Annotated in this window: 13 protein-coding genes; 1 reads left to right on the top strand and 12 read right to left on the bottom strand. The window is 40.8% G+C overall.

Annotation, left to right across the window (positions count from 1 at the left end; all coding sequences use genetic code 11):
* Positions 1 to 87: 87 nt before the first annotated feature.
* The 8 genes from glyA to tig form a co-directional block, all read right to left on the bottom strand.
* Positions 88 to 1,326: a serine hydroxymethyltransferase gene (glyA, locus tag BIV16_RS01575; protein WP_075679648.1), complete on the bottom strand. Its 1,239-nt coding sequence runs from the start codon at positions 1,324 to 1,326 to the stop codon at positions 88 to 90.
* A 106-nt stretch (positions 1,327 to 1,432) separates the two neighbouring features.
* Positions 1,433 to 1,705, bottom strand: coding sequence for a DUF1294 domain-containing protein (locus BIV16_RS01570; protein WP_075679649.1), 273 nt, complete (start codon positions 1,703 to 1,705; stop codon positions 1,433 to 1,435).
* Positions 1,706 to 1,810: 105 nt separating this feature from the next.
* The gene (locus tag BIV16_RS01565; protein WP_075679650.1) at positions 1,811 to 3,967 is read right to left on the bottom strand and encodes a protein translocase subunit SecDF; all 2,157 of its coding nucleotides are present in this window, start codon (positions 3,965 to 3,967) and stop codon (positions 1,811 to 1,813) included.
* Between the two features lie 80 nt (positions 3,968 to 4,047).
* Complete coding sequence (gene scfB / locus BIV16_RS01560; protein ID WP_075679651.1) at positions 4,048 to 5,403, bottom strand: thioether cross-link-forming SCIFF peptide maturase; 1,356 nt, start codon at positions 5,401 to 5,403, stop codon at positions 4,048 to 4,050.
* 96 nt (positions 5,404 to 5,499) lie between these two features.
* The gene (gene scfA / locus BIV16_RS01555; RefSeq protein WP_075679652.1) at positions 5,500 to 5,643 is read right to left on the bottom strand and encodes a six-cysteine ranthipeptide SCIFF; all 144 of its coding nucleotides are present in this window, start codon (positions 5,641 to 5,643) and stop codon (positions 5,500 to 5,502) included.
* A gap of 106 nt (positions 5,644 to 5,749) precedes the next feature.
* The gene (locus tag BIV16_RS01550; RefSeq protein WP_242940332.1) at positions 5,750 to 6,187 is read right to left on the bottom strand and encodes a TIGR04086 family membrane protein; all 438 of its coding nucleotides are present in this window, start codon (positions 6,185 to 6,187) and stop codon (positions 5,750 to 5,752) included.
* 87 nt (positions 6,188 to 6,274) lie between these two features.
* Positions 6,275 to 7,666 carry an asparagine--tRNA ligase gene (asnS, locus tag BIV16_RS01545; protein WP_075679653.1) on the bottom strand — a complete coding sequence of 464 codons (1,392 nt, stop codon included), beginning with the start codon at positions 7,664 to 7,666 and terminating at the stop codon, positions 6,275 to 6,277.
* A 91-nt stretch (positions 7,667 to 7,757) separates the two neighbouring features.
* Positions 7,758 to 9,029, bottom strand: coding sequence for a trigger factor (gene tig / locus BIV16_RS01540; protein WP_075679654.1), 1,272 nt, complete (start codon positions 9,027 to 9,029; stop codon positions 7,758 to 7,760).
* 177 nt (positions 9,030 to 9,206) lie between these two features.
* On the opposite strand from tig, the gene BIV16_RS01535 reads away from it, so the two are divergent.
* Positions 9,207 to 9,734 (top strand): hypothetical protein, encoded by a 528-nt coding sequence (locus tag BIV16_RS01535; protein WP_075679655.1) that lies wholly within the window; start codon positions 9,207 to 9,209, stop codon positions 9,732 to 9,734.
* A gap of 77 nt (positions 9,735 to 9,811) precedes the next feature.
* Here the strand turns inward: BIV16_RS01535 and BIV16_RS01530 are convergent, their stop codons facing one another.
* The 4 genes from BIV16_RS01530 to BIV16_RS01515 all read right to left on the bottom strand — a co-directional run bounded on the left by BIV16_RS01530 (position 9,812) and on the right by BIV16_RS01515 (position 13,209).
* Positions 9,812 to 10,258: a DUF1934 domain-containing protein gene (locus tag BIV16_RS01530; RefSeq protein WP_075679656.1), complete on the bottom strand. Its 447-nt coding sequence runs from the start codon at positions 10,256 to 10,258 to the stop codon at positions 9,812 to 9,814.
* A gap of 98 nt (positions 10,259 to 10,356) precedes the next feature.
* Positions 10,357 to 11,046 carry a stage II sporulation protein R gene (gene spoIIR / locus BIV16_RS01525; RefSeq protein WP_075679774.1) on the bottom strand — a complete coding sequence of 230 codons (690 nt, stop codon included), beginning with the start codon at positions 11,044 to 11,046 and terminating at the stop codon, positions 10,357 to 10,359.
* Between the two features lie 70 nt (positions 11,047 to 11,116).
* Positions 11,117 to 12,061 (bottom strand): Ger(x)C family spore germination protein, encoded by a 945-nt coding sequence (locus BIV16_RS01520; RefSeq protein WP_075679657.1) that lies wholly within the window; start codon positions 12,059 to 12,061, stop codon positions 11,117 to 11,119.
* Positions 12,058 to 13,209, bottom strand: a complete 1,152-nt coding sequence (locus BIV16_RS01515) for a GerAB/ArcD/ProY family transporter (RefSeq protein ID WP_075679658.1) — start codon at positions 13,207 to 13,209, stop codon at positions 12,058 to 12,060. Before BIV16_RS01515 ends, BIV16_RS01520 begins: the two co-directional genes overlap by 4 nt.
* Between the last annotated feature and the right edge of the window lie 110 nt (positions 13,210 to 13,319).

The raw sequence follows: 13,319 nt of genomic DNA, 5'->3' as shown, positions 1-13,319 counted from the left end.
TTTTTATTCTTTTTTCCTATAACTGTTCTGACCGTCATTTCTTAATTTTCTATTAAGGGTATGACGTTTTAAATTTAAAAACTGCAATTATCTCAAAGGATATTTTTCTGTTAATTCTTTCACAATTGCTCTTGCTTTTTCAGCTGCAGGTTCACCCTCTTTAATCATCATTGCAATTGCATCTGCAATCTTATCCATATCCTCTGTGTTCATGCCGCGGGATGTAACCGCAGGGGTTCCAAGACGCACACCACTTGTGACAAATGGAGATTTCGGATCGTTTGGAATGGTATTTTTGTTACAGGTAATATTTACGGAATCTAATAATTTCTCTACTGCCTTACCGGTCTGATCATAGTTTGTTAAATCCACTAACATCAAGTGATTGTCAGTTCCACCGGATACAATCTTGATACCACGGTTCATCAGTCCCTTGCAAAGTGCCTGCGCATTGTCGATGATATTCTTCTGGTAAACCTTAAAGCTTGGGTCTAATGCTTCTTTAAAGCAGACTGCCTTGGCTGCAATGACATGCATCAGAGGTCCACCCTGAATTCCTGGGAAAATCGCTTTGTTAAAGTTGTATTTCTCAGCTGCTTCTTTGTTACACAAAATCATTCCACCACGTGGTCCGCGAAGTGTCTTATGTGTGGTTGTCGTTACAACGTCTGCATATGGAATTGGACTTGGATGAAGTCCTGCCGCAACAAGACCTGCGATATGTGCCATATCTACCATTAATACAGCACCACATGCATCTGCAATCTCACGGAACTTTTTAAAATCTATGGTTCTTGCATAAGCGGAAGCTCCTGCAATAATCATCTTGGGCTTACATTCCATTGCAATTCTCATCACTTCATCATAATCGATAAATCCCTCATCATTTACGCCATATGGCACAATGTGGAAATAGGTTCCGGAAAAGTTTACAGGTGAACCATGTGTTAAGTGTCCGCCATGGTCAAGGTTCATACCCATTACGGTATCGCCTGGTTTTAAGATTGCGAACTGTACTGCCATGTTTGCCTGTGCGCCGGAATGTGGCTGCACATTTACATAATCGCATCCAAACAATTCTTTTGCACGCTCAATTGCCAGATTTTCCACAACATCAACGCACTCACATCCGCCATAATATCTTTTTCCAGGATATCCTTCTGCGTATTTATTGGTCAAAACACTTCCCATTGCAGACATAACAGCTGGACTTACCCAGTTCTCGGATGCAATCAGTTCAATATGACTGTTCTGTCTATCAAATTCCTCTGTAATCGCCTGTGCCACATCAGGGTCAACGGCTCTAATATCTCCTATTGTGAACATAATCGTATTCTCCTTTTCCCTCTTCCGTCAAATCTTATCCGGCGGCTCATTTGTTATCGCCTATTATAGCGAATGGATTTATTAATTTCAATTATAACTTATCGTTTTAGCTATAACTTTTTCTTATAAATATTATAACCAGCACCTGGAGAATGAAAATCAGCGGCATTCCAACTACAAAATACCAGTGTTTTGTCTTATGACGAAACAGATACATTCCAGCCCATGTTCCTGCACTTCCACCAAGCAGGCTCACCAGAAAAAGAACCTTTTCCGGGATTCTCCACCGGTGCATTCTTGCTTTTTGTTTGTCGATTCCCATCACAAGAATTCCTGTGATATTCATGATTATCAAATATGCTGCGACTATTTTTTCCATCTGATTTCCTTTCGATAACGTTTGGGATTTCGGCTGCTTTTCCCTCCAATACAAGCAAAATCCAAAAAAGGCTGCCAGTCACCCGGCAGCCTCTTCGCTTTTTCATTAATTCTGAACTTTGTGTTTTCCTAAATGTACTTTCATGACATACCATAACTGTGTTGCAATACAGATTGAGGAATATGCACCACATACAAGACCTGCAATCATTGGCAGCGCAAAGTCACGGATGCTGGATACTCCTAATAAGTAGAGTAAGAATACCATGACAAAGGTTGTGATGGAAGTATTGATACTTCTTGACAAGGTCTGGGTCAAACTCTTGTTTGCCACTTCTTTCAAGTCGTCTTTGTTCTGAATCTTCACTTTTGACATGTTCTCACGGATACGGTCAAAGATAACGATGGTATCATTGATGGAGTAACCGATAATGGTCAACATACATGCAATGAACGTATTACCAACTGAAATTCGCAGTACCGCATACACGGTCAAAACAACTAACACGTCATGTAACAATGCCGCGATCGCACTTGTTGCAAAACGGATATCTTTAAATCTGAACCAGATATAAATCAACATACAAATAGAAGAAATGAGTACCGCAATAATTGCATCCGAACGCATTTCGCCACTGATGGTAGAACTGATACTCTGTGACTGGATGGTATCTTCTTTGATTCCAAACTGGTCAACAAACATGCTGTTGAGTGACTCACGCTCATCTAAGTTCAGTGTACGTGTCTTAATTGTAATCTGAGTTGTTCCTTCTACTTTACTTGCCACGATGTCATTATCGCCAACAACATCTGCAACGTAAGGAACGATGTCTTTTTCAATTTCTTCGATGGTGTAATCTTTTCCAAAATCAACGGTTGTAGAGGTACCACCCATGAAATCAAGACCGAAGTTTAAAGCACCTTTTCCGTTTGCCTTATTGACTGCCATGGTAATAAATCCTGCTGCAATAACAGCTGCTGAAACAGTAAAGAATACGGCTTTCTTTCCAATGAAGTTGATGCTCTTTCTCTCTTTGGCTCTTCCGTAGAATTTCTCATCGCGGATACCAAGTGCGTAGAAAGAATATAATACCCATCTTGTAACTGCAAGTGCAGAGAACATGGATACCAAAATACTAATCATTAAGGTATAAGCAAAACCTTTTACTGTACCAGAACCTAACATCATAAGTACAAGTGCTGCGATAAAGGTTGTAATGTTACCATCTAAGATTGCAGATAATGCCTTCTGGAAACCTGTCTGCATCGCAGTTCTTACACTTTTTCCGGCTGCAATTTCTTCACGGATACGGGCGAAAATAATAACGTTCGCATCCACCGCCATACCAATACCCAGGATAATACCTGCGATACCTGGCAGGGTAAGTGTAATTTCAAATAAATAGATAATTGCAACTACAAGTGTAGTATAAACTGCAAGACCAATTGCAGATGCAATACCTGGTACTGCATACATTACAATCATAAAAATGATGACAATTGCAAGACCGATTACGGCTGCTTTTAAACTGGTTGCAAGAGCCTGGCTTCCTAACTGTGCACCAACCACGTTAGACTCTAACTCTTTTAACTCTAAGGAAAGAGAACCGATACGAATCTGTGTTGCAAGTTCTTCTGCCTCTGCATAGCTGCTCATTCCGGTAATCTCAGCGTTTCCACCTGTGATTGCATTCTGAACTCTTGGGTAACTGATGGTCTCTCCATCGTAAACGATTGGAAGATAATTTCCAACGTTTTCAGAAGTAACCTCAGCGAATGTCTTTGCTCCTTCGTCTGTTAAAGTAAGCTGAACGACGAATTTCTTATTCCCATAATCATCCTGTGTGGTTACGGCTTTGGCGTCTGCTACCTGATCACCTGTCATATAAACAGTTCCGTCTGCCTTCTGGAATTCCAAAGATCCCGGATTACCAAGTTCCTCTAAAATAGAGTTTGCATCGGTTACACCTGGGATTTCAACTGTGATACGGTCATCTCCGACCTGATAGACAGAAGATTCTGTACTGTAACTTTCCACACGTTTCTGAAGTTTGTAGATTGTGTCACTCATGTCTTCTGCACTTGGATCGTCGTCCATTACCTGATAAGTAATCGAAACACCACCAGACAAATCAAGTCCAAGAGGAATGTTCATATTCTCCCCCGCTCCAGTGGATGAAAGAATAATGGATGCATAATAAATCAATCCTGCTAATGCAGCTACAATTGCAATCAATATGACTGCGGCTTTACCCTTTTTCATTTTTTTCTTCCTTCCTGTTTCTTTTCGTCTTGTCCACTCCCGATGTCAAAAAACCTTCTAACTTTTGATATCGTTTTGTGTTATGCTTCCGCTTCTGCGGCTTTTATCATAATTGCGCACTCGATACGTTTTTTCTGAAGCTCACATCCAAGATCATAAGCATCTTTGATGTCACCGTGGAAATTGTATGAGTTTGCTGCACATCCACCACTGCAATAGAATTTTGCAAAACAGTTGCGGCATTTTTCTTTTGCATAGACATTACAACATTTAAACTCATCGCGGATGTCAGTTCTTGTGATGCCATCCTTCACATTTCCCATCAAAAACTTCTCGTTGCCGACAAATTGATGACATGGATAAAGGTCTCCCCATGGTGTCACTGCAAGGTATTCCGTACCGGAACCACATCCGGACAGACGTTTTGCCACACATGGACCTCCCTCTAAATCTATCATGAAATGGAAAAAGTTGAAATCTTCTCCCGCTTTCTTTCTCTCAACCATCTGCGCTGCAAGCTTGTCATATTCTTCGAAAAGCTTTGGCAAATCTTCTTCCCGAAGCGCATACTCTTCTTCCGGCTGTGCCACAACAGGCTCCACTGAAATCTGTTTGAATCCAAGATCTGCAAGATGAAGGACATCCTCTGAAAAGTCAAGATTATGATGTGTAAACGTTCCTCGCACATAGTATTTTTCCTGATTTCTGCTCTCGGCAAATTTCTGGAATTTCGGAACAATCAGATCATAGCTTCCATCGCCTCTGCGGAATGGTCTCATATGGTCATGAACTTCTTTTCTTCCGTCGATACTAAGGACAACATTTGCCATCTCTTTGTTGGCAAACTCCATGATCTCATCATCTAAAAGAACACCGTTTGTCGTCAATGTAAAACGGAAATTCTTGTCGTGAATCTTCTCCTGCTCTCTTCCGTATGCCACAAGGTCTTTTACAACCTGCCAGTTCATAAGAGGCTCTCCTCCGAAAAAGTCAACCTCTAAGTTTCTTCTGTTACCGGAGTTTGCAATCAAAAAGTCAAGTGCTGCTTTTCCTGTCTCATAAGACATCAGCGCTCTTCTTCCATGATACTCTCCCTCTTCTGCAAAGCAGTAACGACAGGCTAAGTTACAGTCATGTGCAATATGTAAGCAAAGTGCTTTTACGACAGTAGGTCGTTTCTTAAAGTCCATGATGTAGTTCTCATAACTGTCTTTTGTGAATAACTCACCTTCGTCTTTTAAGGAATTCACTTCCTCAATCGCTTCTTCTATCTCTGTTTTCTTATATTTTCCTGATAATGCTGTTACAATCTCTTCTGCGGAATGTCCTTCAAACATCTCGATGACATCATACATCACATCATCTACAACATGAATTGCTCCGCTGTTTACATCCAGAACAATATTATAGCCGTTGTTTTTGTACTGATGAACCACTACAATATTTCCTCTCTTTCTAATAACGTACAAATGACCGCACGCTACGCGAACGGTCGTCTGTGAATAAATTCTTATGAACTTTGCTTTTGCAAATTATTTGTTGTTCTCGCAGGACTGGTTTCCTACTGTACAAGATGTTTTACATGCAGACTGACATGATGTCTGACATTCTCCACATCCACCTTTTTTTACTGTATTCTGTAATCTTTTTGTGTTTAATGTCTTTACGTGTTTCATTGTAATTCTCCTCTATCTCTTCATATTAAGCCCATTCGTCAGCTCACTTATGCTAGTCATTATACCATAGGATATTGCATAAGGAAAGCTTTTTTTGTTGATTTTGTCAGCTAATCATCCCTCCAGCCATTCCTGACGCACCGCATAAAATCAGGGTTGTAACTACATTTGTAAAATCAAAGTCCAATTGCCGTTTCATGAGTAATGAAAAAAGTAACAAAATCACAAAATAAAGCAGTCCTCCTGCCAACCCCCAGACAAATTTCTGTTTCTTCATTCTCTTTCCAAGCACCAGTCCACCTGTCATTCCTGAAATCACATAAACCGCTATCATCCCACCACGAACCGCGCCTGCTCCCAGGTCAAACTTATATAACAAAAACGCCAGCAGCATCAATAAGAAAAGGCTGACGACAAACATACAAAACAATGCAATTCCCATTGATTTGACCGGGTCTGCCACCTCATATCTCGTTTTTGTATTCGCCTCTGCTTTCATCTGCCCTTCACCCTTTCTTTTTCCATTTCCTCTTTCTGTTTCCACTATATGTGTGTTTCTTTTGAAATATTCCTATCACAAAAAAGGACTGCGCACTCTCGTGCAACAGCCCTTTTGTTTCATCGGTCTATTTTATAACTCACAGTTATTTACGGTTCTTGGGAATGGGATGACGTCACGGATATTTGACATACCGGTTAAGTACATCACGCAGCGCTCGAATCCAAGTCCGAATCCTGCATGTCTTGCGGAACCATATTTACGAAGGTCAAGGTAGAATTTGTAATCCTCTTCCTTAAGGCCTAACTCATTGATTCTCTCTAATAACTTGTCGTAATCGTCCTCTCTTTGGCTTCCACCAATGATTTCTCCGATTCCAGGAACCAGACAGTCAACTGCTGCAACTGTCTTTCCATCCTCATTTAATTTCATGTAGAATGCCTTGATTTCCTTTGGATAATCGGTTACAAATACCGGGCGTTTGTAGATTTCTTCGGTTAAGAAACGCTCATGCTCGGTCTGAAGATCGCATCCCCAGGTTACTTTGTAATCGAACTTGTCATTGTGTTTGGATAAAATATCGACAGCCTCTGTGTAAGTAACACGTGCGAAATCGTTCTCTACAACGTTCTGTAATCTCTCTAACAATCCTTTATCTACAAAGTTGTTAAAGAATGCCATTTCTTCCGGTGCATTTTCCAAAACATAATTGATGACATATTTTAACATGCTCTCTGCAAGCATCATATCATCCTCTAAATCTGCAAATGCGATTTCCGGCTCAATCATCCAGAACTCAGCAGCATGTCTTGTTGTGTTGGAATTCTCTGCACGGAATGTTGGTCCAAAGGTGTAAATATTCTTAAATGCCATTGCATAAGTCTCACCATTTAACTGGCCACTTACGGTAAGGTTGGTTGGTTTTCCAAAGAAATCCTTGGTATAATCTACTTTTCCATCTTCTGTCTTTGGAATATTGTTCAAATCCATTGTGGTAACCTGGAACATTTCTCCGGCACCTTCACAGTCACTTCCGGTAATCAATGGTGTATGAACATACACGAAATCTCTTTCCTGGAAAAATTTGTGAATCGCATACGCACAAAGGGAACGCACACGGAACACAGCTTCAAAGGTGTTGGTTCTTGGTCTTAAATGAGAGATTGTTCTTAAATATTCAAATGTATGTCTCTTTTTCTGTAATGGATAATCCGGTGCAGACTGACCCTCAATCTCTACCTTTTCTGCCTGAATCTCAAATGGCTGCTTGGTATTTGGTGTTAACACCATTTTACCTGTTACAATGATTGCAGCACCAACGTTTAATTTATCAACTTCCTCAAAGTTCTCTAAAACATTGGAATATACCACCTGGAGCGGCTCAAAAAAAGTTCCGTCGTTTACCACGATAAATCCAAAATTCTTAGAACTTCTGATGCTTCTTACCCATCCGCCAATTGTTACAGTCTGATCGGCGAATTCTTCCTGATTACGAAATAATTCTCTGATGTTCACTAATTCCATTTCACTATCCTCCTAGACTTCCATACACTTATCTGCACCCACTTTTGCTGGATGCATTTCGGCATCTAATCATTTTAACTATATTTGTAGTTTATTCTTCTGTACTCTCCACAGCTTCCGTGTCCTCTACCGCCTCTGTTGCTTCTGTACTCTCATCTGTTGCGGGAGCTTCTGTGACATTTGCATTTTCTTTTAACTGGTCCAATGCAAGGTTTGCAAGATAAATCTTACGAAGATATGCTTCCCCCTCATCTTTGTGTCCACTTCCGTAGAACTCATAAAGCGCATCCTCATCTTCAAATGTCTTGCTGGATGTTGAGCTGCTGTTTGAAATCAGATTCTGAATATAAGATGCATATTCATCTTCATCAATTTCAATCTTTTCTTTCTGGGCAATTGCCTCTAAAATGAACTCTAACTTGATATTTTCTGTCATATAGTCTGTCCATTTTTCTACTGCCTGATCAACTGTATAACCATAATTCGTATTCAGATAATCCTCTAAGCTTGTACCATCTGAGCAATTCTGAGCTACAAAGTTTGCCTGATACTCTCCTACTCTTGCCTCTAAGTAATCCTGTGGAACTTCCACTTCACAATGATCTACTAACCAGTTCTGGATGGCATCATAGGTATCCTGACTACGATTGTAGTCTGCTGCGTTCTGTAAATAAGAAATTACTTCTTCTTTCATTGCATCCAGGCTGTCAACCTTGAAGTTTTCTTTTACGAAATCATCTGTCATCTCATCCTGTGTGATTTCTTTCTGGATGGAATTTACGGTAAAAGTAAAGACGACCTCTTTTCCAGCTAAGGATTCTTCCTGGTAATCCTCCGGGAATGTCACGTTACAATCTACCGTATCGCCAACCTTTGCTCCCATAAGACCATCGGTAAATCCATCGATGTAGGAAGTCTTTCCACCTGCTGCACAGTTATTGGACACATCAATATTCTGGTCAGATGCTGTTCCGCCATCAAATGCTTCCCCGTCTAATTTTCCAACATAATCAACATTGACAATATCGCCGTCTGAAACGGTTGTCTTGCTGTCGTCTGCCTCATAGAATGGTCCATAGTAAGCAAACATCTGGTCCATATAATTGGACACATCACTGTCATCTACATCATAGTCTCCTGTGATTGTCACATCGATATTGCTATAATCACAAAGCTTTACATAATCATTGACATCAATATCAAATTCACCACTTCTTTTTCCGGTATAATATCCGGTCTCTGTGGATTCTGTGTCAGTTAAAACTTCCTCTGTTGCGTCTGTACTACCTTTCTTATCCCCACAACCTGCTACTGTAAGCAACGTTGTCATGCATAACATGAGTGCAATTACTTTTCTCTTCATAATATATTACCTTTCTAATCCTCTCTGCGCCCATTTTGCGCCTTAACTTTACTAACATATCACAAATCGTCCGAAAATAAAAGAGATTCCGTGAAATTCCTTTCGTTTCTAATTGCTTTTTCCAAAAATCAATGCTACAATTAGAATCGAATTTGATTTAGAGGGAGGAGTATTATCGTGCCTACAATTACGATTGTTTTATTAGTCATTTTAGCCATATTAATCATCGGATTAATTGTTCTTTACTTCTTAGGAAAGAAAGCTCAGAAAAAGAAGGAAGAACAGGACGCTCAGATTGCGGCAGCTTCCCAGACCGTATCGATGTTGATTATTGACAAGAAGCGGATGAAGCTAAAAGATGCCGGACTTCCTCAGATGATCGTGGATCAGACTCCAAAGATGATGCGTGGTTCTAAGGTTCCCGTTGTTAAAGCAAAAGTTGGACCAAAGGTTATGTCAATGATTGCAGATGATGCAGTCTTCGATATGATTCCTGTCAAAAAAGAAGTGAAAGCTACCGTCAGCGGTATCTACATCACTGGTGTCCGCGGTATTCACGGTGCATTAGAAAAACCAGAAGGCAAGAAGAGTTTCCGTGTGAGAATGCAGGAAAAAGCTAGAAAAGCAAATGCAGATTTAGAACGTGAAAAAGCTGCTTTAGAGAAAGAAAAGGCTGCAAAGAAATCTGCGAAAAAGAAGAAATAATGAAATGAATTTTCAAAAACGGGACATGCTGTTTGGCATGTCCCGTTTTCTGTCTACAAATTCAGTTTTCCCGTTTCCTATGAGATCTTAAAATCCTGTGCATCTTTCGACTTAATGTTCATTTTGATTTTGCAGTCTGCAAGATGTTCATAGTTAACGTCCAATGCATATTTGATGTCGACATTGATGTTGTGCTCACTCTCATCCACACAGACCTTTGTGGCATCGATTCCAATCAAAAGACTTCCATATGGTGTGTAATAATAGGAAATATTTTTCTTGTCCTTTTCAAATACCATATGTACGTTTGTGACTCCTTTTTTGGTAATCTCTAAGGAATTCTCGGAAAATTTGATGATATTGTGCGTCGAACCTTCGAAGCCTTCCATCACCTCATCGTAAATAATATAATGTTTGCCATTTCTTTTATAATAATCTCCTGCTGTAATAATCTCAACCTGGTCTGCTTCCTGTTCGGCTGCAAACTGAAGACCACTGATGGTCAAAAGTACATCTTTTGTCATATCTATCCCCATTACCTTTCATCTTCGAACATTGTGCAAAGCTTATCTTAACGTTTTTTCCCTTATTATTCAAGCCCTAGTTTTCTACCTGTTTACTCTTAATCTTCTACATTTGTAGTTATATTTTCCAAAAACGCTTTCCATTCCTCGACCACTTTCAAACGAACCTCATAATCTCCGCCGGAAAACACCTCCTGGTATTCCTCCGGCGTCAGCACTTCCTTTAAAGATTCCTTTGCATCCTCCTCCACAACCTCGTAGACACTTCCGCGAAAACACATATTCGGATAAAGCACACACCACCAGTTATGGCCTTCCCCGGCGCCAATTGTGACTTCGAGTGCCTCGTACTCTCCTGCCGGGAAGGTGTAATCCCCATATGTTTTTTCCGGGAAATCCGTCACCTTTATCTGTGCTGTTGTCGTGTAAGAATAACCAGCCTCCGCGATTGTCTCATCTGCAACCGCAACAATCTGTGGCAGCTCTTTGGAAACCAGCTCCTTACATTCCTCTAAGCTTTCGACCTCTTTTAACGGCTCACTTAAGTATGCACCAATCGCATCCCGCACTTTAAGCTTTAGTTCCTGGTCCTCTTCTACATCGCTGTTTGCAAGCACATGGAAACGCAGAATCTTTTTGGCAATTTCCTTTTGCATATGATTCTCTGCGTATACTACACTTTCAGATTGATAAAATTGTAACAAAAAGACACCACACGCACCGATTGCAAGCATGGATAACATGACTTTTTTCCATTTTGGGAAATTTGACTTTTTATTTTTTTTCATAATGGGATTCTCCTTTTTTCCCATCGAAGCTGCAGTTTCTTTGGTTGATACTAAAACTCTTCCCATTTTTTCAAAAATTATTCACAAATGTAATCTCCACATCAATTTGCAGGGCGATGTCATTTTCGTAGCGCATATCATTCTCCTGGTACTTTTCAAACCAGTCTCTTTGATATCCACCGAGATTTTTAAAACTGTTAGACAAATCCACATTTTTCTCAAGTGCCTGTGTTAACAACTCCTGATAATAGGAAGTGACAAGCTGCGCAAAGTCTTCTTGCGATTCCTGGTAAAGGATATCCCCGTCGCATTTTACGAGAAGTTTTACCACACCGTCCTCCATCTCCATGTAGTTTTGAAAATTGTCAAGCCGGATGCTGCTGCCGGACTCAAAACAGATGGTTTCCTTGCTTAGATTGTCTTGCAAAAGTGCCGACAGCATTGCCATCTGTGTCGGAACCGTTCCGAGTGGCATTCCCCTTTTTTGCACAAAATATTCCTTTACAAAAGGCGTGTCATCCTGAATGTCCAGATATGGCAAAAACAACGTCTCTATTTTGTTGAAGCGCTCCTGATACAACATCCCAAGCGTCGGATACGCCGCGGAATCCATCGAGGCATTTCCTTCTAGCAGTTCCTCTAAGTAGGTTCCGATTCCATCCTCTAGCGCATCGTCCAATTCTAAAATCTTTGAGGCGTCTTTTGCCACAACCACATAGGCATTTCTTGGCAGGCGGTTGTCTTCCTCCATCAGCTGTAACAATTTTTCCATTTCGGATTCCTTCGAAAAAAGGGATTCGCCGAGCACCAGAACTTTTAGATGATTGTAGTCCACCATCTTCGTTCCTTCCTCTTCCTGGTTCAGCCACGCGGTCTCAAGGTCTGACGTTTCATCAATTGCAAGTGCCAGTGGAAATGAGCGTTCCTCCACCTCGACCGTATCGCACCCGCTTAACGTTCCTATCATAAGAAGGAACAGAATCCCTGCCACAAAAAAAGTTATCTCTTTTTTCATCTCTTCTGCTCTCCTTTCCCTGCGCCAGGCAGTAACAAAACCGGCATAACCAACAACACAGGTGTTCCAACCCACCAAAGAAACCAATGATACCATTCACTAAAATTTTTACTTCGGTAAAAGCAAATTGCAACTACAAATGTAATTATCAATATGCTCCAGGTCGAAATCAGGTTACAAAGACCGTATCCTCCCTTACCGTTTTCATGCATTCCTTCCTGAGAAACATCAGCACCCGCCCTGTTTTTTTCAAAAATTTTGCCAAGCGTCTCTTTTCCATAAAACAACAGGCTGTTTAGCAGTGCATACAACATGAAAAACCACATGCCCAGCATGAATGCGTCCACTCTTTTTAAAAATCCACCTGTCATCTGAACGGTACTCATCAGCACCACCGCCGGATTTTCCATGTGTGCAAGCGCATTTGCCCCAAATGTTCCCAGTAGAATCAGATACAGCACCAAAAGAATCCCCCCGGAAAAAAGGAAGGCTCTCTTTGTATTAACTACAAGTATAGTTTGTTTCTTCGCAAAAGGTGGCAAAAACAAAAGCAATACCAGAAGGCTTGCCCAGATAACCACCGCATAAGTTCCTTTCCAAAAGGAACCTGCATCCCCCATAAAAACAGGCGTCCAATACGCTGTCTGCACATCTTTTGCCCCGAAAAATAACATCAGAAAAAAGGGAAGCATCAGAAACCAGAACAACATCTCATACACTCTCGCTCTCCCCTCAATTCCCGCAACATTTCCATAGCCCGCCAAAAGGAGCAGCAAAAGCAGTACCAAAAGAAAAGAACCCTGTTGCAGCAGATGGGTTAAAACCAGACAACTCGTCAGGTAAGCGGTGTACCCTGCCAGGAGGCAAAAATAGACAACGAAAAAGGAAAGTACGATTTTTTGTACGAAACAGCCACATTTTTTCCTTAAAAATTCATAGAAATCCCCCTCCATTTTTTTCAGGAGAAAACCTAGCACCACCAGATAGCAGCCACCGATTCCAAGTCCCACAAAGATAGAGAAAACGCCATCGGCACCTGTCGTTTTTGCTAAGATTGTCGGCAGCAGCAACGTGCCAATTCCAAGCAAATCATACGTCAAAAGCCGAAAAATCTGTCTTCCTGATATTTTTTTATTTTCTGAAAACATGCGCTACTCCTTCCAAATTCTATTTCTGCTGTTCTTTTGTCCTCTTCCTTCTACTTTATCTTCCTGCTTTTCTTTGGTCCTCTTCCTTCTACTTTATCTTCCTGCTTTTC

Origin of the sequence: Roseburia sp. 831b, assembly GCF_001940165.2 — a bacterium.
Taxonomy (GTDB): domain Bacteria; phylum Bacillota; class Clostridia; order Lachnospirales; family Lachnospiraceae; genus Roseburia.
The sequence above is the reverse complement of the archived record's forward strand: the minus strand, read 5'-3'. Positions and strand labels throughout refer to the sequence as shown.

Bases quoted from the DNA above. Each gene is read 5' to 3' on its own strand.
- glyA (WP_075679648.1), bottom strand. From the start codon at position 1,326: ATGTTCACAATAGGAGATATTAGAGCCGTTGACCCTGATGTGGCACAG.
- BIV16_RS01570 (WP_075679649.1), bottom strand. From the start codon at position 1,705: ATGGAAAAAATAGTCGCAGCATATTTGATAATCATGAATATCACAGGA.
- BIV16_RS01565 (WP_075679650.1), bottom strand. From the start codon at position 3,967: ATGAAAAAGGGTAAAGCCGCAGTCATATTGATTGCAATTGTAGCTGCA.
- scfA (WP_075679652.1), bottom strand. From the start codon at position 5,643: ATGAAACACGTAAAGACATTAAACACAAAAAGATTACAGAATACAGTA.
- asnS (WP_075679653.1), bottom strand. From the start codon at position 7,666: ATGGAATTAGTGAACATCAGAGAATTATTTCGTAATCAGGAAGAATTC.
- tig (WP_075679654.1), bottom strand. From the start codon at position 9,029: ATGAAGAGAAAAGTAATTGCACTCATGTTATGCATGACAACGTTGCTT.
- BIV16_RS01530 (WP_075679656.1), bottom strand. From the start codon at position 10,258: ATGACAAAAGATGTACTTTTGACCATCAGTGGTCTTCAGTTTGCAGCC.
- spoIIR (WP_075679774.1), bottom strand. From the start codon at position 11,046: ATGAAAAAAAATAAAAAGTCAAATTTCCCAAAATGGAAAAAAGTCATG.
- BIV16_RS01520 (WP_075679657.1), bottom strand. From the start codon at position 12,061: ATGAAAAAAGAGATAACTTTTTTTGTGGCAGGGATTCTGTTCCTTCTT.
- BIV16_RS01515 (WP_075679658.1), bottom strand. From the start codon at position 13,209: ATGTTTTCAGAAAATAAAAAAATATCAGGAAGACAGATTTTTCGGCTT.